The following is a 20179-nucleotide window of genomic DNA, read 5'->3' on the forward strand; positions in this document are numbered from 1 at the left end:
ATATGCAAGAAATAAAAATACCAGAAAATTATCAAAGCGATAAAAATTTATATAAGACACAAATGTTAATAAAAGAAATAAAAGATTTTTTCCAAATAAATTTATCAAATAATTTGAATTTAAAAAGAGTTTCAGCACCTTTATTTGTAGAAAATTCTACTGGTTTAAATGATAACCTATCTGGTGTTGAGGAACCTGTTAAATTCACACTTCCTGAAGCAAATAATGAAAAAATGGAAATTGTTCACTCACTTGCAAAATGGAAAAGATATGCTCTAAAAGAATATAATTTTGCAATGTATGAAGGACTTTACACTGACATGAACGCAATTAGAAGATGTGAAGTGCCAGATAATACTCACTCATTTTATGTTGACCAATGGGATTGGGAAAAAGTAATTGAGCCTAGCGATAGAAATGTAGATTATTTAAAAGCAACAGTTATTACAATTTTTAATACCCTAAGAGCCCTAGACGAATATCTTTGTCATCTAATTCCAAAAAGAGTTAAATTGTTGCCAAATAATATAAAATTTATGACAAGCCAAGAATTAATAGATGAATTTCCAGAATGTAAAGACAGTAAGGAAAGAGAAAAAGCTGCTTGCAAAAAATATAAGGCAATATTTTTAATGCAAATTGGAAAAGTTTTATCAAATGGAGAAGTTCACGATTTAAGATCTCCAGATTATGACGATTGGAATTTAAATGGAGATATTTTAGTTTACAATCCAGTTTTAGATGACCAATTAGAACTATCATCAATGGGAATAAGAGTTGATGCAAAAACACTAAAAGAACAATTAAAAATTTCTGATTGCGAAGAAAGATTAAATTATAAGTATCACAAATTACTTGTAAATAATGAACTTCCACAAACAATAGGAGGTGGAATCGGTCAATCAAGACTTTGTATGTTCTTTTTACAAAAAGCCCACATTGGAGAAGTTCAAGTATCCTATTGGCCAGATGAAATGAGAGAAGAATTAAAGAAAAATTCAGTTATATTATTATAAATTAAAAAAAGGATTTTTATACCTAAGAGTTTTTGAATAGGTATTCTAATCCTTTTTTATTTTTTAATTATCAAATTCTATAATTTTGCCAATAAACAAGTCCCCATATTGGCTTAATTTTTTTTCGCCTACTCCTTTTATTTTCAAAAAATCTCTTTCATTTTTTGGTTTTAATCTTGCCATATCTATTAAAGATGCGTCAGAGAAAACTATAAAAGGCGGAATATTTCTTTTTTTAGAAATTTCTAGCCTTAATTTTTTCAAATTATTAAATAAATCTATGTCATAATCAAAATTTCCATTAAATTTATCAATTTTTTCTTTTTTATTTTCTTCTTTCAAATCCCTAATATAAACTTTCTTTTTAGAAAATAAAACTTCTTTTGATTTTTCATTTAATTTTAAAATTGGATATTTAAAACCAGAAACTTTTATATAACCATCTGCAATCAAAACTCCTATCAAATCCTTTATATATTTTGTATTATTTTCTTTCATCAAAGCAAAAGTTGATATATTTTTTAAATTTTTTTCTTTGGAATTTTTGTTATTTGACCCTTTCAAACAATCGACAATTGTAGAAATCCCATATCTTTGTCCTAACCTATAAATACAAGATAAAATTTTTTGACTATCAAGGCTTACGTCAATTTTTTCATAATCATCTAGGCAATTCGAACAATTATTACATTTTTCTTTTGCATCTTGACCAAAATATTCCAAAATAAATGCTCTCAAACACTTATTTGTATTTACATAATTTATTATTGTTTGAAGTTTTTCTAATTTTACCAATTGATAAGCTCTGTTAGAAGATTGAGAAATTAAATATTTATTTATAACTATATCTTGGGTTGAATAAAGTAAAATTGCATCAGATTTTTCGCCATCTCTTCCAGCTCTGCCCGCTTCTTGGTAATAAGATTCCATATCCTTTGGCATATTCATGTGAATTACATATCTTACATCAGATTTATCAATTCCCATTCCAAAAGCATTTGTTGCAACAATTATATTTTTTCTGTCATAAATAAAATCTTCTTGATTTTTCTTTTTTTCCTTATCGCTTAGTCCTGCATGGTACAAAGTTACATTATAAGATAATTTTTTCAAATATTTATAAGAAGTTTCAACCCTTTTTCTAGTTGAGGCATAAATTATTCCCGATAAATCTTTTTTATCTGATAAATAATTCGAAAGAAATGCCAATTTATCTTTTGGCTTTCTTACTTCAAACAAAAGATTTTCCCTATCAAATCCTGTGACTTTTACAAAAGGATTAGATAATTTTAAATTATTTATTATATCTTCTCTAACTGATTTTGTAGCTGTTGCAGTGAAGGCTGCTATTTGTATTTTTTTATCAAACAAATCATAAATTTGGGGAATTAATTTATATGATGGTCTAAAATCATGTCCCCACTGAGAAATACAATGTGCCTCATCAACTGCTATAAAAGAAATATTTAAATCTTCAATAAAATCGATGAAAAATTCATTTTCTAATCTTTCTGGGGAAATATATAAAATTTTTATTTCATTTCTTTTTATTTTTCTTAATGTTTGTGTATAAGTTTTAATATCTTGGCTTGAATTTATAAATTCTGCCTTAATTCCATTTTCTTTTAAAGAATCTACTTGATCTTTCATTAAAGAAATTAAAGGAGAAATCACAAGGCAAATTCCATCAAGCATTAATGCCGGAAGTTGATAGCAAATTGATTTGCCCCCACCTGTCGGCAAAACTCCCAAAACGTCATTTCCTTTTAATATATTTTCAACTAATTCATCTTGCCCTTTTCTAAAAGAATCAAAACCAAAATATTTTTTTAAACTTTTTAAAATATCCATATCCTACCTTTTACCTAAAAAAAATAATTAAGCCTAACACTTAATTATTTTCATCTTTATTATTTATATTGTCGTCATTTGAATTTGAAGATTCATTTGAAGATTCATTTGAAGATTGCTCATCTGGCCCATCTATAAAATCTTCTTCATTTATTTGTTCTTTTTCATTTTGATTAAACAAAATATCTCCTATGTTTGTTTTAAGATTTAGGATTTTCTTTTTATTTTTCCGGTTTGGTATCCATCCAAAATATTTCTATAAGAAACATCTCCCAAAACAAAATTTCCTACATTTAATTTTGCATTAATATTAAAAGAATTTATCGGATCTTTAATTTTTATTTTTATATCTCCATTTTCTGTTTCCATTGATTCATTTGCCATAAGCTTGCAATCAGAAATCAAAATATTTCCACTTGTTGTTGTCAAATTAGTATTTTTGATTTCAGATTTTTTTAGCATAATAGAGCCAGTTTTATTTTTAACTGCACCAGAAATTTTTGAATTTTCAAAAGAAATATTTCCGCTTTTTAAATCAAGATCCATATCTTTACATGAAAGCCCACTTATTTTTATATCTCCAGCACCAACTCTACCCTTGATACTTTCTAGATATTTATTTTTTGGCAAAAAAATTCTAACAATTTGAATTTTATTTTTCATATAAAGTTCTCTTCCTTTTATATCAGAAGATAATTTTAAATTACCATCTTTATACTTAGTTTTTACTTCATAGGAATAATCATCTTTATAAAGATTTGTATATTCTACGTAAGGGTTTGTAGAAGACTCTTGAATTCTTACATCACAAGTATTCAAATCAAAATCAATTGATTTTAGATCATCAAGGTCAACTCTCATAATCTTTGATGAATTATAAGAATTTTCATTAATTTCTTTTGAAGACTTGCCTTCTTTACTAGCAAAATCTATATTTCTTGACAAAAAGAAAATTAAAGCCAAAACAATAAGGGCAAAAAAGCCTATAGCCATTTGCTTTTTATCAAGTTTAAAGCTATTATTTTTTTATTTTTACTCATTTAACTCTCCCATAATAATAACTAACTTTTTAAATTGCTATAGTCTATGCTATCAAGATAAAGCCCTCCAGCTTTTAAAGTTGGATTTGCTCTTCTTGTATTATTTTCATTAAAGTAATATTTAAAATCATCAAGGCTAATTTTCCCACGACTTAATTCAATCAAAGAGCCAGCCATAATTCTAACTTGATTGTGAAGAAAACTTTCAGCCTTAAAATATAAATATAATCTATTTTCATTCAAAACAAAGTAGCAATCATCAATTTTTCTTATTGTATTAATTATATCATTTTTTTCACTAAGCATAAAGGCTTTAAAATCATGTTCGCCCTTTAAAATTTCCATTCCTTGTCTAAGTTTATCAAAATCAAGTTTGTAAGTTACCTGCTCCATATAATTTCTATAAATTGGATGGAGAATTTTATCAAGTGAAATAACATACTTATAGGTTTTTGTTTTTACTGAAAATCTTGCATGAAAATTTTTGTCTACTTTTTTTGATTCAAGAGCTAAAATATCATCAGGTAAATATTTTTTAAGATGAAAATGAAATTTATCCGCCCTAATATTTTTGGCAGTCAAAAAATTTATATACATTTCGTTTGCGTGAACACCACTATCTGTTCTTCCACTAGCAATAATTCTATTTTCTTCTCCAGTAACTTTCCTAATAGCATCTTCCAACTCTTTTTGTACTGTTCTTTTGTTTTTTTGAATTTGAAATCCTTCAAATAAAGACCCATCATACTGGATCTTTAATAAAATATTTTGAATTGTCATATAAAAAATTTAATAATAACTATGCTACAAAATAAAATAAATAAAATCAAAACTAAACTATCAGTTTTTGTCATTTTTATTTCATTTAGCCTTGTTCTTTCTCTACCAATTCTATAAAGCCTTGCCTCCATTGCTGTTGCAAGATCATCACTTCTTTTAAATGAATTTATAAAAAGAGGAACTAATAAGGGAATCATATTTTTTGCCCTGTTAATAATATTTCCAGATTCAAAATCTGCTCCTCTTGCCATTTGTGCCATTTTTATTCTTTGAGCTTCTTCAAATAAAGTCGGAATAAATCTTAGCGAAATTGAAACCATCATAGCAAGCTCTCCTGCCGGAAAACCAAATTTTTTTAAAGGCCCTAATAATTTTTCCAAACCATCTGTTAATTCCATTGGAGAAGTTGTAAAAGTTAAAACTGAAGTTGATACAACTATCATTATAATTCTTACAAACATAAAAATAGTTTTATACAATCCCTCATAAGTTGCCGTTAAGGAAAAAATTGTAAAAAGTGTCCTTCCACTTGTTGTAAATAAATTTATAAGTCCAGTTATTAATAAAATCCATATCAAGGGCTTAATACTTTTTATAAGAGATTTTACGGGGATTTTCCCAATACTTACCATGGCAATTAATAAAATCACAAAAGGAATATACCCTACAAAACTTTCTACAAAAAATATTGTAATTATAAAAAGCAAAGATGCAATTAATTTTACTCTTGGATCAAGTCTATGAATAAATGTATCGTATGGCAAATATTGACCTATAGCTATGTTACTCATTTTTAGCCTCCAAATACTTTTTTAATTCAATTACTGCATCTTCAACAGTATAAATATCATCTCTTACATTTTCGCCTCTTTCTTTTAAGGCTTTCATAAATTTTGTAACTTGAGGAATATCCAATCCTATCGACAATAAATCTGTTTTTGTAAAGGTGTCATAAGTTGATTTATCAGAAAATATTTCTCCCTTGTTCATAACAATAACTCTATCAACATATTTTGCCACATCTTCCATTGAATGCGAAACCAAAACAATTGTAAGTTCTGGGTCATTGTTATATAATTTTAAAATTTCTCCAAAAATATTATCTCGTCCCCTTGGATCAAGTCCTGCTGTAAGCTCATCTAAAACTAAAACTTTCGGATTCATAGAAATAATTCCGCAAAGAGCAACTCTTCTTTGTTGACCTCCAGATAATTCAAAGGGAGATTTTTCTGCTATAGTTTCATAATCAAGACCTACTGCTTCCATAGAATTTTTTACTCTTTTTTGAATTTCTTCATCAGAAAGCCCCATATTTTTTGGACCAAAGGCAATATCCTTTGCAACAGTTTCTTCAAACAACTGATTTTCTGGATATTGAAAAACAAGACCAACCTTAAATCTTATATCTCTTCTTGTCTTTTTTTCTTTTGTATTAACTCCATCTACAAAAACATCTCCATTTGTAGGAATCAAAAGTCCATTTAAAAGTTGTACTAGAGTGGATTTCCCAGAACCAGTTTGTCCAATTAAACCAATTATTTCATGTTTATCAATCTCTAAATTTATATTTTTTAGAGCGTAGCTTTTTTCTTCTCTATCTTCATTATAAATATAATCGACATTTTTTAATTCAATTTTCATACTAGCTCCAAAAATTCTTCTATATTTAAGGGCAACTTATCAAAATTATAGCCTTCTTTTTCAAGCTCATAGGCAATTTCTGTCACTTGTGGAACTGTAAGTCCTAATTCTTTCATTTCTTTAACATTTGAAAAAACTTCCCTAGCACTTCCTTCAAGCTCTTTTCTCCCTTTGTTTAAAACAATAATCCTATCAGCAAGAGCTGCCTCTTCCATATAATGAGTAATATGGACAACTGTTTTTTTATATTTTTTATTTAAATCGTGTATTATATTCATAACATCGGCTCTACCTTTTGGATCAAGCATAGCTGTTGGTTCATCAAATATAATACAGTCTGATAACATAGCTATAACTCCAGCTATAGAAACTCTTTGTTTTTGACCGCCTGAAAGCTCTGAAGGTGATTTTTTTATATAATCTTGCATACCTACAAGTTTTATTGCCTCATCTACTCTTTGTCTTAATTCGGGATTTTTAATTTGCAAATTTTCAGGACCAAATGCAACTTCATTTTCTACAGTAGTTGCCACCATTTGATTATCAGGATTTTGAAAAACCATAGAACATTTTTCCCTAATTTCCCAAATTTTTTTATCATCCTTTGTGTTCATTCCGCAAATTAAAATATCTCCACTTGTAGGAAATATTTGTCCATTCAAAAGCTTTGCCAAAGTTGATTTTCCTGATCCATTATGACCTAAAATAGCTACAAATTCTCCCTTATTAATTGACAAATCTAAATCATTTAAAGCTGCTGTGTATTCTACATTTTCATTTTCGTCTGAATTATTTTTATAAGAAAAATTTAAATTTTCAATTTTAATCAATTTTTCTTCCTTTCAATACTTTTTTAAACATAAAAAGCGACTATCTAAAAATAGATAGCACTTTTTAAAAATTAATATGACATTGGTGGTGAATAATCTGTTGATGATTCATATATAACTACAGGAGTATTATGCTCAACTAAATTAAATAATTTTTCAGCTTGACTTGGTGGCATATTTAGACAACCATGAGATCCATTATATAAATAGATATTTCCACCAAAAGCATATCTCCAATTAGCATCATGGAATCCTTCGCCATCCCAGCCTATTGGCATCCAATATTTTACTGGAGTTTTGTAATCACTTCCATCAAAATTTTTTCCCTTTAATGTAGAATTTTTTTCTTTAGAAAGTATAGCCCCTACACCTTTATTAGTTAAAGCTCCCTCAGATAATCTTCCTGTAACTATGTCAGTTGACAATAATACTTCTCCATTTTTATAATACCAAACATGTTGTCTAGATAAATCTACTTCTATATATGTGTCTTTAATATCAGACCCATCTTCATATCTGTTAAGACCTGCTTTTAAATAAACAGGCTCGATTTCTGCTGATTTACCTTTTTCGAAAGCATCTAAAAATGATTTAATTGTTTCTTCTTCATTTAGTTTATAACCATAAACTCCAGGATTTACAGTTATTTCTCCAAGATCAGTAGCTTTAAACTTTCTATTTTTGCCGTAAGTATTTGTTTCTTCTGCCATTTTACTTACATATTCTGTAACTTTTTCGTGATTTAAAGTTAATTTTCCATCTTTAAAATCAACCATTTCAGCTAATTTTTCGCCTTCAATTTTATAATCAAATCCATTAATATTAAATTTAAAGCTCAATTTTAATGCTTCGTTTGCTTGGTTTAATGCTTTTTGTAAATTTTCATCTTTTGCATAAACTTTTGGTTGTTCATAAAAAGATTCATCAAGTTCTATATCAGCATTTCTTGTTTTTATTGCTGATACAAGGGCTTCCTTTAATTTATTGTATTTTACTTTATTTCCCTTTATTTCTTCTTTTATTTTAAATTCTTTTCCATCAAATTCTAATTTTGCATCTTCTGGTTCTACTATTTTATTCATAAACTGAGAATTTTTTAAAATATCTTCAAGTTTATTTTCATCATAGTTTACTTTATAATCAAATTCAAAACTTTCTTTTGAGAAAAAACTTATAGGCCATTTTAATGGATTTTGGTCAAGGCTTGCTCCTTTTGGGATATTTGCCTTGTAGTCAATATCTTTTGAATTAAAAACTAGCTCTTTATCATCAATTCCTTTGATTTTTATATCAAAATCTCCAACGCTATCTCCAATAACTGATTCTTTTGGAGCAAATGAAACATCTCTGCCATTTACGTGTGTATTTGGTAAGCTTACAAATGTAAATAAAATAGTACCAATTATATATATTCCTACAACAATACCGCCTATTGTTAAAATAACTTTTTTTGTATTGTTACTTGTTTGTTGATTATCGATAATAAACACCTCCTAAATAACTGTAATTATAGTACCACTTAAAAGTAATTTTATCTATCTTTTTTTGGTTTTTTGCCGAAAAATTGATATAAATCTACTTTTTGTCCTCCATTATATAATTTTCTTTTTTTGGATAATTTTCTTTTTATATTTTTATCAATATTTTCATCTGAAGATATTATAAACATTGACCAAGTATTTAAATTTTTAAATTTTTCATTTATCATTTTTGAAATTTTTGCCTTATCGAATCTTGATAATCTTTCTCCGTATGGTGGATTTGAAATGAAAATTCCAAAATTATCTTTTAAATTTATTTCTTTAAAATCCTTATTTAAAAAAGTAATATCTTCATAAACTCCTGCATTCAAAGCATTATTTTTTGCAAGCTCAATTGCTTTTTTGGATATATCAGAACCTAGAATATTTATTTTTTCCTATAATCAATTTTTTCATAAGCTTCTTTTTTTATTTTTTCAAATCTTTTTTTGTCATAAAATTTAAAAGATGTAAAATCAAAATCTCTATCAAGTCCTGGTGCTATATTTCTTTCTTTTCTTGCAGCCTCAATTAAAATAGTACCTGAACCACAAAATCCATCAAACAAAAACCTATCATCTTTATAAAAAGATAAATCAACAAGCCCTGCTGCCAAATTTTCTCTTATAGGGGCTTTTACACTTCCTTGTCTATAACCTCTTTTATGAAGACCATCTCCTGATGTATCAAGGCAAACTGAAACCACATCCTTTTCAATCATAATTTCAATTTGAACACGAGATGATGATTTTTTAAAAGTTAAAATTTTATATTTTCTTTTTAATGAATCAATTATAGCTTTTTCACTTATTGATTGGATTGACGGAATAGAAAACAATTTTGATTTGTAAGTTCTTGCATTTACAATAAAATTATCATCGATTTTTAAATAATCAAACCAGTCTATTTTTTTTATATTTTCAAATAATTCTTCAAAAGTTTTTGCAGTAAAAGATTCAATTTCTAAAAATATCCTATCAGCTTCTCTTAAATTTAAATTTAAATAGCCTATATCATCCAAATTTCCATTTAAAATAATTTTTCCATTTAAAACTTCAAATTTTTTGTAATTTTCTTCTTCTAATTGTCTTTTTATTAAGCTTTCCATACCAAAGCTTGTTGTTATTATTATTTTTTCCATAATATATTTATTATATCAAATTCAAGGGATTTTAAAAACTTTTATAATTTTGTTATTTTTTATCATGGAAGGGTATTAAATAAATGTAGATAAAAATTTAGGAGGATTTTATGTTATTAACACAAACAGTTCAATCAGGCGATTGGAAAAATGAAAAACACGTACCAGAATTAGAATATAAAGAACTTGGCGAAGGAAAATATGAAGTTTCTGCTTTTGTTGGAAAAGAAATTGCACACCCAAATACTTTAGAACATCATATTGTTTGGATTAAAGTTTTCTTTGTTCCTGAAGGTGGCAAATTGCCAGTAGAAGTTGCAAATTATAATTTTTCTGCTCACGGCGAAGGAGAAATTTTTACAACTCCAAAAGCTATTGGAGAATTTAAGTCAGATAAAAAAGGTACTTTATTTGCCTTATCTTATTGTAATATTCACGGACTTTGGGAAAGTTCTTTAGAAATTAAATAATATTTTTATTAAAGATTTTTATTAAAAAGGGCCGTTGCAAGGCTATGAATAAATATCATCTCATTTCCTCTAATGAAGTGATTGTTTATTCATTCTGCAACAGCCTCTTTTTTTTGCAAATTAATGATATAATATTTTTAAGAAATTAAATCAAAATTTTAAGGTGAAAAAAATGAATGACAAAATAATTATTGTTGATGATGAAAAAGAGATAGCAGATTTGTTAGACTTATACCTAACTAATGACGGATTTTCTGTTTCTAAAGCTTTTAATGCAAAGGATGCACTGGACTTGGTAGAAGCTGAAAATTTTGATTTGATGATTTTGGATATAATGCTTGAAGATATGGATGGATTTTCTGTTTGTAAAAAAATCCGAGAGAAGCATTATTTTCCAATCATTATGTTAACTTCAAGAACAGATTCAAATGATAAAATACTTGGCCTTACAATGGGAGCAGATGATTATATAACTAAGCCTTTTAATCCTTTGGAAGTTATTGCAAGAGTAAAAACTCAGCTTAGACGCTCACAAAAATATAATAAGACTGAAAAGATAAAAGATGATGAAACTTATGATATAAGAGGTCTATTAATAGATAAAAAAAGTCATAAATGTTTTTTGTATGATAAGCAAATCCAACTTACGCCCATAGAATTTGAGATAATTTGGTATTTGTGTAAAAATCAAGGCAAGGTTGTTTCATCTGAAGAGCTTTTTGAAAATATTTGGAAGGAAAAATATCTTGATAATAACAATACTGTAATGGCTCATATAGGAAGGATTAGGGATAAGATGAATGATTCTGGTAGAAATCCAAAATTTATAAAAACTGTTTGGGGCGTAGGATATGAAATCGAATAATCGCCTCCTAAATTCAGTTTTTAAAAATTATTTAAAAAAGTGTTTCGTCATAACAATTTTTGTTGCGATTTTAGCCTGTATCCTTATTCCTATAATCAACAATTACATTTATAATAATTTTGAAAATGCCTATATGTTCTACAGATCCTTATATTTGTTATTTCCAACAATAATTATATGGGCACTATTGATAATGCTAGAAACATATAAACTATTTAAGAAATTGGTCAGTTATGTTGATGAATTACAAGAAGCAACAAACAAACTTTTTGACAAAGATAATAATTACATTCACCTATCTGATGAATTATCAGAAATTTCCACTAAAATTAATAAATTAAAAATGCAGTCTATAGAAAATGAACGACTAGCTAATGAAAATAGAAGGCAAAAAAATGATTTGATAATGAATTTAGCTCATGATTTGAAAACACCACTAGCATCAATTATTGGATATTTGGAGTTGTTAAATGGGAATATTTCTTTAGATGATGAGCAAAGAAAAAAATTTTTAGGTATTGCTCTTAGAAAATCCAAACAGCTATCGGATTTGATTAATGAATTTTTTGAGATAACAAAATATAATTTATCAAAAATAAAAATAAATTATTCTAGGACAAATCTCACTATGATGTTAGAACAGCTTGTTTTTGAATTTAAACCGATGTTTGAAGAAAAAAATCTAACTTGTAAAGTTAAGGCAGAAAAAAATGTAATGATAAGCTGTGATGTAAATAAAATTTCTCGTGTTTTCGATAATTTGCTCCGTAATGCTTGCCTATATTCTTTTGAAAATAGTGAAATTCATATAGATTTGAATGTAAAAAAAGAAAAGGTAGAGATAATTTTCGAAAATAAAACTGAAAATATTGAGGAAGATAAATTATCAAAAATTTTTGAACAATTCTATCGCCTAGATTTTTCAAGAAATTCAAAAGGTGGCTCAGGTCTGGGTCTAGCTATTGCAAAAGAGATAGTACTTTTACACAAGGGAGAAATTAGTGCTGAAAGCAAGGACAATTGTGTCAAGTTTTGTGTGATTCTTCCTAAAAAATAAAAAAAGTAGGAAAAAAATAGGAATTTGTATAGGAATCTTTAAGAAATTATCATAAAAAACAAATAAACTAGCTTATAAAGCAAGCTATAATAATCTTACAGTTAAGCAAAACTTATCTGAATTATTTTAAAAGGAGATTTTTATGAAGTTAAGTTTAAAAAAAGTTCTTAGTTTTTTGTTTGTAATGGTATTAATGGTTGGATTTTCATCTTGCAAAAAGTCTAGTGCAACGGCAAATTCAGAAAATGGTGCAAAAGATTTTGTAAAATATGATGATATTCAAAAAGAATTTAAAGAAACAGTTAATAAATTAAATTGGCCAGAAGGATACAAGGCTCCTGAAAAATTAGACGATGATGCAAATGCTGTTTATCAAGAAGGATATGGGGATACCTTGGCATCAAATTATTGGGAATGTGCATGGCAAGAGGAATGGTTAAAAAATTACAAAACTAATCCACAAAAAGCACAAATGGCAATTGAAGAGCTAGAAAAAGCTTTAAATATGAGATATTTGAGTAAAGAATGTTGTGATGATGCCACAAGAAAATTTTTCAAAGATAGACTAGATAAGGCAAAAGCAAATGACCCATCTGGTTTTGAAGAAAATTTAAAATTAAATGACCCAAGATAAAAAAACAAAATATTTTATAATTGCTCTTTTATAAACAAAAAAAGGATTCAAGTAAAAACATTGCTTGAATCCTTTTTATTTGCTTATAAATATATAATTAAAAAATCAACCTTGAACAATATATTTAATCAAGTGGCAAAAATCCAAAACCAAATAAGCCTGGACCTGTATTTGCTCCAAGGCTTGGAGCTATTTGTGAAGTTAAAAATAAAGTGGATTTTTCTTTAAATACTTTTAATTTTTCTTCTAAAATTTCTGAGCCTTTCTTGTAGCCACCATTTGAAATTATCATATAATATTTGTCAAATTTTCCCAAATATTCGCTTGCAATCTTTTCCATTTCTTTAAGAACTTTTTTCTCTCCTCTGCAAGTTTTTTCTATATGATATTTTCCATCTTCTGGACTACAAACAATTATTGGTTTGATATTTAAAAGCTCTCCCACTTTTCCAAAAGCTTTTGGCACTCTTCCCCCTGCCACTAGATATTTAAAGCTATCGATTGTAAAAAATATTTTTGATTCTTTTTTCTTATCCTCCAACCTATCTACAATTTCTTTAAATTCATAGCCTTTTTTGATTAAATCTTTTGCATAAATTGCAAGTAAGCCTGTGGTTAGGGCAACTGATTTTGAATCTATTACTTCAATTTCTAAATTGTCGTATTCTATTTGTGAGCACAAATTATAAAAACCTGTGAAATTTTTTGATATAGTTATTATTATTAATTTTTCAAAACCATCATTTTTTATTTCATCAAGTTTTTCTATCAATTCTCCAGGAGATGGAATTGATGTTTTTGGTAATTTTTCGTGCTTTTTAATCCAATTATAAAATTCGTCTGCTTTTAAGTCTACTTGCTCTCTATAAAATTTTCCATCTAAATTTACATAAAATGGCATCATATAAATGCCAAATTCCTTAGCTTTTTCTAAATCTAAATCTGATCCAGAATCTACTAATACTGCTATTTTTTCCATTTTTCTAATCCTTTATATCTACAATAATTTTTTGACCTTTGTCAATAATTGCTCTAAATACAGTTTCTTCTAATTTGATTTCTCTAGCAAATCTTTGGCTTATGCTTTCATGATCTCCACTATGAATTGGAAACATCAATTGGGGCTTTACAGTATCTGCAAATATTTTTGCACCCTTATAATAATTTTCTCCAAGCCTATAATCAACTGGGAAGAAAGCTATATCTATCGAATCTTTTTTAATTTTTTCTACTTGGTCGATAAAAGCATAATACTCTTTTTCTAGTCTTTTGTCATCATAATCTTCCCAAGCCCAATAATTTAAATCGCCCGCATGAAATATTGATAAGGATTCAATATATAAAATTAAAGAAATCCCTTCATCAGTTGAGCCGAAAGTTTTTATAGAAATTTTTCTTCCATTAATATTAATTTCTTTAAATTGATAAGGATCAACAAGATAAACATTTTTAGAATTATACAAAGATTTCAATTGGTCCATGCCAAGTTTATTATCCTTTATATAAATAATATTATCATCGCTTTCTAAATGTCCAATATCACTTGATAAAATATAAGTATAATTTTTCATATTAGGAATTTTTAAAATTTCTGAAGTGTAATGGTCAGAATGTCCATGACTTGCAACAAAAATAACAATTTTATCTTCAGGAATATTTAAAACTCCTTTATAATAATCAAATATAATAAAATAATCCCCTATTTCTACAGTATAACAGGAATGATAAATATAAGTTATTATAATTTTTTCAATCATCAAAATTCTCCTAATTTCTTATAAAATAAATATACCCAAAATCGCCTTGAATTAATGAATTTTTATATTTTTCTGGTAATATAAAAAAAGAAAGGAGCAAGTATGGGAAAAGTTAAAACAAACGCAATGAGAATTTTGGAAAATAATAAGATAGAATACGAAGAAATAGAATACGATTTGGGCGGAGAATTTAAATCAGCCGTAGATGCTGGCAAAAAATCCCACGTAGATTTAAATATAATGTATAAAACCATAGCGACAATTTCAAAAGAAAATGAAATAATAATCTATTTACTAAGAAGCTATGATTCAATTGATATGAAAAAAGCTGCAAAAGTTGCAGGAGTTAAAAGTATTTCAATCCTTCCAACCAAAAATTTAAAAGCAAAAGTTGGCTATCAAAGAGGCGAAACCACTCCCCTTGCAATGAAAAAAGATTATCCAGTTTTTATAGATGATAGCGCAAAAGATTTGGATAAAATGATTGTATCAGGTGGAAAATGTGGAGTAAGTTTAAAACTAAATCCATTTGATTTGGCAAAAGCAGTAAATGGAAAATTTGAAAATATAAGACAATGATAATTAAAATATTTAAAAATAAAAAAATATATCAATATAATGCAAAAGACGTATTCGAACTTGATAATAAATTAAAAAATAAAGACTTTTCTAAATTAGAAAAAACAAGTGAAGAAGAAAAAATAATTATAAATTTTAAAAATGACAAAGAAAACGAAATTTTAAGACTTTTGGTGATTTTATCTCCAATTTTTATAACAATTTTTGACAATTCCACTTCCCTAGAATTTTTTAAGAAAAATTTAGAAAAATCAAATTTTGAATATGGACTCTATCCTAATTTTTTTGAAAATTTTTCTAAAGAAAAATATTTTAAATTTTATAAAAGCCACGACAAAATCGAAGATATTATTTTAAAAGAAGATGAGAGCATAGATTTCAAAATTAATTATCTAGAAAATAAATATCTTTTGGCTTTAGTAGCAATGATAGAAGTAATTTTTTCAAAATACAATAGAAAAAATTTGATAAGATATTTTAAAGAAATTCGAAATGACATAGTAATAAATGGAAGAAGATCAATACTTGCAAACGACATTTACGCTTTTTACTTATCAAAATATTTAGTAAATTGGGCACTAGATTTGATGAGAATTGCAAAGTACAAAGATAAAAATAGGTATTTATATATAGATGAAATTTATAAATTAACAAACAATTTAAAAAGACCAATAAAAAAAGATAGTTTAGAATAACTCTACTCTAAACTATCTTTTTTATTTTTACCCTTCATCAAAACCAAAGAGCCTGTTAGAACTAAAATAAGTCCTATAAATAATCTTATTGTAAAATTTTCTCCCAAAATTATTACTGATAAAATCGAGCCGAATATTGGGATAAATAATTTGAATACTCCAAATTGGTTTGCGCTATGATTTTGCAAAACTATTGTCCAAATTGTAAATGATGTTGCTGTAATAAATGCTCCATAAAAAAGCATTAAAAAAGCTTTCAAGTTTATAACAACTGGATTTATATATAAAAATCTGCCAAGTATTATTAAAGGCAAGGAACCGAATAAAAGCACCATGCCATTTAAAATATATGGATCTGAATTTTTTGAATATTTTCTTAATAAAACTGATGCTAAAGCATTAATAAATGTTGATGTAAAAATGAATCCTTCTCCTGTTAGTTTAAATCCACTTCCCATTTTTTGATTTGAATTTACCAAAATAATTCCTGCTGTTCCAATTATTAAGGCTATAATTGTATTTATCGAAATTTTATCTTCTGGAAGTAGAAAAAGTGAAATTATTACAATCATAAATGAATTTGATGCTTGTATGATTGATGATTTTACTCCGCTTGTATTTGAAAGTCCTATATAATAGAAAAAATATTGCAAAAAAGTTTGTAGTATTGCAAGAATTATAACTAATTTTATATTTACTTTAGAAAATGAAATTTTGTTTTTTCCAAAAATTTTGGCATAAAAAAATGCCAAAATCCCTGCCATAAAAAATCTAATTCCAGCTATATAAACTTTTGCAAAGGTGTCGTATGATTCTATCTGCAAAACTTCATAAGTGGATTTAATAAGGGGGATTGCACTCCCCCATAAAAACATTGCTATTAAAGAAAAAATTACTGCATTTTTTTTATTTTTGAGCATATTTCTCCTATCTTTTTTCTCCAAAATATGACAAGGAATACATTCCTGGTCCAACGTGAGATCCAATCAAAGATCCAATTGGAGCAAGACTTACTTTTGCATCTTTAAAATTTTCTTCTATTAATTCTTTTAATATTTTAGCATTTTCATCAAAGTAAGCATATCCTATCAAAACTTCTTTTGATATTTCTGGTTTCCAATTTTTTTTGAAATTATTGAACAAAACTTTTATAGCTCTTTTATTTCCTCTTTCAATTTTCAAAACTTGCAAAGAACCATCATCAGATACATGTAAAACTGGCTTCACTTTCAAAAAACTTCCTATTCCTGCGCTAGTTTTTGAAATCCTTCCACCTTTATATAAATATTTAAGATTGTCTACTCCAAATTGGGCTACCATATATTTTGAATTATCTTTTATAAAAGAATCAATTTCATCTATACTTTTTCCATCTTCTTGCATTTTACAAATAATTTGGCACAAAAGACCAGTACCTGTTGACGCTTGATTTGTATCATAAACATAAATTTTTCTATCTGGATATTTTTTTTCTAAAATTTCCTTTGCTTTCATAGCATTTTTATAAGTTCCAGATAGAACATCAGTAATACCTATATAAAATACGTCTTCTCCATTTTTTAAAACTTCTTCAAAATATTTTTCAAAAGCAGCTAAGTTTACTTGGCTTGTAAAAACATTTTTATCTTCTAACATAAATTCATAATATTCATTTAGTTTTTCAATATCTGTACCTATAATTTCATAAATTTCATCTTCCATATTTGATTGCATAGGCACTATGGTAATATTCGATGATTTTATAAAATCAACGTTCATATCGCTAGAACCGTCTGTTATTATTCTAAAATTCATAATTCTCCTTATAGATATTCTCTAATCTCTTCAATTTTCACACTAACTTGCTTTCCATCTTCCATATTTTTTACAGAAACCATTTTGTTTTCATATTCTTCTTGTCCGATTATTAAGACTTTTTTTACGCCAATTTTGTCTGCATAATTAATTTTTTTCTTAAATTTTCCGTCTTCAAGATATATATCAACCTTTAGACCTTGCTCTTTTAATTTATTTGCTATGTCTATGGCATAAAAATTTAATTTCTCATCCATAGGAATTACAAGACAATCTGTAAATTTAGCTTTATATTTTTCTACAAGACCAAGCTGTTGAAATTGATAAAATAATCTTGTAAGACCAATAGAAAGTCCAACTCCTGGTAAATTTTGTTTTGAGAAATTTCCTGCAAGATTTTCATATCTTCCACCAGAGCATACACTTCCAATTGACTCATAACCATCCAAAAAAGTTTCATAAACTGTAGATGTATAATAATCAAGACCACGAGTAATTGACAAATCAATAATAATTGAATCATCATCAATTCCAAATTTAATCATATAATCATAAACTTCTTTTAATTCATCTAATCCAATTTTATAATTATCATTTAAATTTAGTGATTCAAGATAAGTCAAAAGCTCTTTGTTTTCTCTTTTATTATTTATAAGCTCCATCAATTTATCTGCTTTTTCTTCCCCACAAATTTCTACCAAAAGCTCTCTTGTATTTTCTTCACCGATTTTTGCTTTTTTATCGATTGTTCTTAAAACTTCTTCCTTATCAGAAATTTCAAGTGATTCAAAAAATCCATTCAATAGCTTTCTATTATTAATATGGAACTTTATTCCGTTAAAGTCAAGTTTTTGGAAAATTTCATAAATAACCTTAGGCAAAAGTGCATCATTGTGTATTGACAAAGAATTGTTTCCAATAATATCAATATCGCATTGGTAAAATTCCTTGTATCTTCCTTTTTGATTTCTTTCTCCCCTATAAACTTTTGCAATTTGATACCTTTTGAAAGGGAAATTCAAATCAGAAAAATGTTCAGAAACATATCTTGCAAGAGGAACAGTTAAATCAAATCTCAAAGACATATCTTTTTTTGATGAATCAATTCCAAAAATTTGCTTTTCAGTTTCTCCGCCGCCTTTTGCAAATAAAATATCATTTTTTTCAATTGCTGGCGTATCAATTGGTAAAAATTGATAAGACAAAAAAGTTTCTTCAATGATATTTTTTATATAATCAAATGCTAATTGATCTTCTGGTAATAATTCCATAACACCTGCAATAGTTTGTGGTTTTACTATATTCATTTTAATCTCCTAATCATATCCATATTAAAGATCCAGTATCTACTAAATTAGTGTCTGGATATAATAAATTTAATTTTTCCTTATATACTATATTTTTAATTATATCATACGAATTTAATCTTTCTATATTTCCATTAAATAATATAGTATTTTCATCAATTTTTCCAAAACATCCACCCAAAAATCCTTGATCAAATCCGTCAAGAGAAATTTTTTCTTCTTTTAATAAAGTAAGTGGCAAAATATTTTTTAATTTTTTAAAAATTCCCATATCAGAAGTCATTAGATTTTCATTAAAAACAAGCATAGAACACCTTGAGTAGCCTTGCTTGATAAATAAGTGCTTGATATTTTTTTCTTCAAAAAATAATTTTATATTTTTTTCAGTAAAATCATTGTGGATATAAAAATTTTTAAATTTTACAATATTATAAAGAGCATCATAAGGATAATTTTTTGAAACTTCTTCTCCTTTAATAATATTAATATTTTTTATATTTTTTTTGTAATACTCATAGACATTTTTATCAACTATTAAATTTTTATCATCCAATTTAAATAAAGAAAGATCAGGATGATCTGAAATTCTTTTGTCAAGATTTGGATTATCAATTGTTTTTAAATATTTTATATTTTTAAAATCCAAAAAATCTGTAAATTCTTTTTTTGATTTGTGACTAATAATTAACATAATTCTCCTTAAATTTAGGTACAAAAAAAGTCCTCAACGAGGACAAATTTGGAGGCGCCACCCAGATTTGAACTGGGGATAAAGGTGTTGCAGACCTCTGCCTTACCACTTGGCTATGGCGCCATATTGGAGCGGAAGACGGGATTCGAACCCGCGACCCTCGCCTTGGCAAGGCGATACTCTACCACTGAGCCACTTCCGCATTTTTTCTGGTGCCCAGAGGCGGAATCGAACCACCGACACGGGGATTTTCAGTCCCCTGCTCTACCGACTGAGCTATCTGGGCTAAACATTACTTTTATAGTATATGCTAAATTAAAATTCTTGTCAAATTTTTTTAAAATTTTACAAAGAAATAATCCAATTTTTTATTTTTAAATTTACAAAATCAATTTTATTTGTAAATAAAATTTTTCAAAAAAAAAAAGAGCCTTGCAAAACAAATTATTTTTCATAAATTGCATAAGCTCTGGTCATAAGGTTGCGAAATTTCTTATCCCTTATTTATATA

21 protein-coding genes, 3 tRNA genes and 1 pseudogene are annotated in these 20179 nt (G+C 26.9%); 7 read left to right on the forward strand and 18 right to left on the reverse strand.

The window, feature by feature from the left end:
* Positions 1-2: 2 nt before the first annotated feature.
* A complete protein-coding gene (gene asnA / locus HGAG_RS04450; protein WP_019118093.1) occupies positions 3-1016 on the forward strand; it encodes an aspartate--ammonia ligase in 1014 nt (337 codons plus the stop codon).
* A 63-nt stretch (positions 1017-1079) separates the two neighbouring features.
* On the opposite strand, the gene recQ is transcribed toward asnA, so the two are convergent.
* The 9 genes and pseudogenes from recQ to HGAG_RS10600 form a co-directional block, all read right to left on the reverse strand.
* On the reverse strand, positions 1080-2867 hold the full coding sequence (recQ, locus tag HGAG_RS04455) for a DNA helicase RecQ (RefSeq protein WP_019118094.1): 1788 nt from the start codon (positions 2865-2867) through the stop codon (positions 1080-1082).
* A 40-nt stretch (positions 2868-2907) separates the two neighbouring features.
* Complete coding sequence (locus tag HGAG_RS12015; protein WP_019118095.1) at positions 2908-3048, reverse strand: hypothetical protein; 141 nt, start codon at positions 3046-3048, stop codon at positions 2908-2910.
* A gap of 26 nt (positions 3049-3074) precedes the next feature.
* Positions 3075-3860, reverse strand: a complete 786-nt coding sequence (locus tag HGAG_RS10595) for a DUF4097 family beta strand repeat-containing protein (RefSeq protein WP_019118096.1) — start codon at positions 3858-3860, stop codon at positions 3075-3077.
* A 68-nt stretch (positions 3861-3928) separates the two neighbouring features.
* Positions 3929-4687 carry a tRNA pseudouridine(38-40) synthase TruA gene (gene truA / locus HGAG_RS04465; RefSeq protein ID WP_019118097.1) on the reverse strand — a complete coding sequence of 253 codons (759 nt, stop codon included), beginning with the start codon at positions 4685-4687 and terminating at the stop codon, positions 3929-3931.
* A complete protein-coding gene (locus tag HGAG_RS04470; protein ID WP_019118098.1) occupies positions 4684-5478 on the reverse strand; it encodes an energy-coupling factor transporter transmembrane component T family protein in 795 nt (264 codons plus the stop codon). Before HGAG_RS04470 ends, truA begins: the two co-directional genes overlap by 4 nt.
* Positions 5471-6328 (reverse strand): energy-coupling factor transporter ATPase, encoded by an 858-nt coding sequence (locus HGAG_RS04475; RefSeq protein WP_019118099.1) that lies wholly within the window; start codon positions 6326-6328, stop codon positions 5471-5473. Before HGAG_RS04475 ends, HGAG_RS04470 begins: the two co-directional genes overlap by 8 nt.
* Positions 6325-7158 carry an energy-coupling factor transporter ATPase gene (locus HGAG_RS04480; protein WP_019118100.1) on the reverse strand — a complete coding sequence of 278 codons (834 nt, stop codon included), beginning with the start codon at positions 7156-7158 and terminating at the stop codon, positions 6325-6327. The genes HGAG_RS04475 and HGAG_RS04480 overlap by 4 nt, the downstream gene beginning before the upstream one ends.
* Before the next feature lie 71 nt (positions 7159-7229).
* The gene (locus HGAG_RS04485) at positions 7230-8648 is read right to left on the reverse strand and encodes a L,D-transpeptidase family protein (protein ID WP_019118101.1); all 1419 of its coding nucleotides are present in this window, start codon (positions 8646-8648) and stop codon (positions 7230-7232) included.
* A 41-nt stretch (positions 8649-8689) separates the two neighbouring features.
* Positions 8690-9819 (reverse strand): annotated as a pseudogene (locus HGAG_RS10600) (THUMP domain-containing class I SAM-dependent RNA methyltransferase).
* A gap of 110 nt (positions 9820-9929) precedes the next feature.
* Between HGAG_RS10600 and HGAG_RS04495 the strand changes: the two are divergent.
* From HGAG_RS04495 to HGAG_RS04510, 4 genes are all read left to right on the forward strand, one after another.
* A complete protein-coding gene (locus HGAG_RS04495; protein ID WP_019118102.1) occupies positions 9930-10289 on the forward strand; it encodes a desulfoferrodoxin family protein in 360 nt (119 codons plus the stop codon).
* Between the two features lie 172 nt (positions 10290-10461).
* A complete protein-coding gene (gene vanR / locus HGAG_RS04500) occupies positions 10462-11154 on the forward strand; it encodes a VanR-ABDEGLN family response regulator transcription factor (RefSeq protein ID WP_019118103.1) in 693 nt (230 codons plus the stop codon).
* 223 nt (positions 11155-11377) lie between these two features.
* Positions 11378-12211, forward strand: coding sequence for a sensor histidine kinase (locus tag HGAG_RS04505; protein ID WP_244263819.1), 834 nt, complete (start codon positions 11378-11380; stop codon positions 12209-12211).
* A 142-nt stretch (positions 12212-12353) separates the two neighbouring features.
* Positions 12354-12845, forward strand: a complete 492-nt coding sequence (locus HGAG_RS04510; RefSeq protein WP_019118105.1) for a hypothetical protein — start codon at positions 12354-12356, stop codon at positions 12843-12845.
* Positions 12846-12969: 124 nt separating this feature from the next.
* Here the strand turns inward: HGAG_RS04510 and HGAG_RS04515 are convergent, their stop codons facing one another.
* Positions 12970-13824 (reverse strand): DegV family protein, encoded by an 855-nt coding sequence (locus HGAG_RS04515; protein ID WP_019118106.1) that lies wholly within the window; start codon positions 13822-13824, stop codon positions 12970-12972.
* Positions 13825-13828: 4 nt separating this feature from the next.
* Positions 13829-14602, reverse strand: a complete 774-nt coding sequence (locus HGAG_RS04520; RefSeq protein ID WP_019118107.1) for an MBL fold metallo-hydrolase — start codon at positions 14600-14602, stop codon at positions 13829-13831.
* Positions 14603-14704: 102 nt separating this feature from the next.
* Here HGAG_RS04520 and HGAG_RS04525 point away from each other — a divergent pair, with 102 nt between their 5' ends.
* Together HGAG_RS04525 and HGAG_RS04530 are read left to right on the forward strand one after the other, a co-directional pair.
* Complete coding sequence (locus tag HGAG_RS04525) at positions 14705-15181, forward strand: YbaK/EbsC family protein (protein ID WP_004838245.1); 477 nt, start codon at positions 14705-14707, stop codon at positions 15179-15181.
* Positions 15178-15876, forward strand: coding sequence for a hypothetical protein (locus HGAG_RS04530; RefSeq protein ID WP_019118108.1), 699 nt, complete (start codon positions 15178-15180; stop codon positions 15874-15876). Before HGAG_RS04525 ends, HGAG_RS04530 begins: the two co-directional genes overlap by 4 nt.
* A gap of 2 nt (positions 15877-15878) precedes the next feature.
* Here HGAG_RS04530 and HGAG_RS04535 read toward each other — a convergent pair whose 3' ends face one another.
* The 7 genes from HGAG_RS04535 to HGAG_RS04565 all read right to left on the reverse strand — a co-directional run bounded on the left by HGAG_RS04535 (position 15879) and on the right by HGAG_RS04565 (position 19954).
* A complete protein-coding gene (locus HGAG_RS04535; RefSeq protein WP_019118109.1) occupies positions 15879-16796 on the reverse strand; it encodes a DMT family transporter in 918 nt (305 codons plus the stop codon).
* Positions 16797-16803: 7 nt separating this feature from the next.
* The gene (locus HGAG_RS04540) at positions 16804-17670 is read right to left on the reverse strand and encodes a DegV family protein (protein WP_019118110.1); all 867 of its coding nucleotides are present in this window, start codon (positions 17668-17670) and stop codon (positions 16804-16806) included.
* Positions 17671-17678: 8 nt separating this feature from the next.
* Positions 17679-18977 (reverse strand): histidine--tRNA ligase, encoded by a 1299-nt coding sequence (gene hisS / locus HGAG_RS04545; RefSeq protein WP_019118111.1) that lies wholly within the window; start codon positions 18975-18977, stop codon positions 17679-17681.
* A 13-nt stretch (positions 18978-18990) separates the two neighbouring features.
* Positions 18991-19668 carry a DUF6873 family GME fold protein gene (locus HGAG_RS04550; protein ID WP_019118112.1) on the reverse strand — a complete coding sequence of 226 codons (678 nt, stop codon included), beginning with the start codon at positions 19666-19668 and terminating at the stop codon, positions 18991-18993.
* A gap of 49 nt (positions 19669-19717) precedes the next feature.
* Positions 19718-19791 (reverse strand) — tRNA-Cys (locus HGAG_RS04555).
* A gap of 4 nt (positions 19792-19795) precedes the next feature.
* Positions 19796-19870, reverse strand: a tRNA-Gly gene (locus HGAG_RS04560).
* 8 nt (positions 19871-19878) lie between these two features.
* Positions 19879-19954, reverse strand: a tRNA-Phe gene (locus HGAG_RS04565).
* Positions 19955-20179 lie beyond the last annotated feature (225 nt).

Origin of the sequence: Anaerococcus obesiensis ph10 (assembly GCF_000311745.1) — a bacterium.
Classification (GTDB): domain Bacteria; phylum Bacillota; class Clostridia; order Tissierellales; family Peptoniphilaceae; genus Anaerococcus; species Anaerococcus vaginalis.

Excerpts from the sequence above, each read along its gene's own strand:
- asnA (WP_019118093.1), top strand. The coding sequence starts at position 3 with ATGCAAGAAATAAAAATACCAGAAAATTATCAAAGCGATAAAAATTTA.
- recQ (WP_019118094.1), bottom strand. The coding sequence starts at position 2,867 with ATGGATATTTTAAAAAGTTTAAAAAAATATTTTGGTTTTGATTCTTTT.
- HGAG_RS10595 (WP_019118096.1), bottom strand. The coding sequence starts at position 3,860 with ATGGCTATAGGCTTTTTTGCCCTTATTGTTTTGGCTTTAATTTTCTTT.
- truA (WP_019118097.1), bottom strand. The coding sequence starts at position 4,687 with ATGACAATTCAAAATATTTTATTAAAGATCCAGTATGATGGGTCTTTA.
- HGAG_RS04470 (WP_019118098.1), bottom strand. The coding sequence starts at position 5,478 with ATGAGTAACATAGCTATAGGTCAATATTTGCCATACGATACATTTATT.
- HGAG_RS04475 (WP_019118099.1), bottom strand. The coding sequence starts at position 6,328 with ATGAAAATTGAATTAAAAAATGTCGATTATATTTATAATGAAGATAGA.
- HGAG_RS04495 (WP_019118102.1), top strand. The coding sequence starts at position 9,930 with ATGTTATTAACACAAACAGTTCAATCAGGCGATTGGAAAAATGAAAAA.
- vanR (WP_019118103.1), top strand. The coding sequence starts at position 10,462 with ATGAATGACAAAATAATTATTGTTGATGATGAAAAAGAGATAGCAGAT.
- HGAG_RS04510 (WP_019118105.1), top strand. The coding sequence starts at position 12,354 with ATGAAGTTAAGTTTAAAAAAAGTTCTTAGTTTTTTGTTTGTAATGGTA.
- HGAG_RS04515 (WP_019118106.1), bottom strand. The coding sequence starts at position 13,824 with ATGGAAAAAATAGCAGTATTAGTAGATTCTGGATCAGATTTAGATTTA.
- HGAG_RS04520 (WP_019118107.1), bottom strand. The coding sequence starts at position 14,602 with ATGATTGAAAAAATTATAATAACTTATATTTATCATTCCTGTTATACT.
- HGAG_RS04525 (WP_004838245.1), top strand. The coding sequence starts at position 14,705 with ATGGGAAAAGTTAAAACAAACGCAATGAGAATTTTGGAAAATAATAAG.
- HGAG_RS04530 (WP_019118108.1), top strand. The coding sequence starts at position 15,178 with ATGATAATTAAAATATTTAAAAATAAAAAAATATATCAATATAATGCA.
- HGAG_RS04535 (WP_019118109.1), bottom strand. The coding sequence starts at position 16,796 with ATGCTCAAAAATAAAAAAAATGCAGTAATTTTTTCTTTAATAGCAATG.
- HGAG_RS04540 (WP_019118110.1), bottom strand. The coding sequence starts at position 17,670 with ATGAATTTTAGAATAATAACAGACGGTTCTAGCGATATGAACGTTGAT.
- hisS (WP_019118111.1), bottom strand. The coding sequence starts at position 18,977 with ATGAATATAGTAAAACCACAAACTATTGCAGGTGTTATGGAATTATTA.
- HGAG_RS04550 (WP_019118112.1), bottom strand. The coding sequence starts at position 19,668 with ATGTTAATTATTAGTCACAAATCAAAAAAAGAATTTACAGATTTTTTG.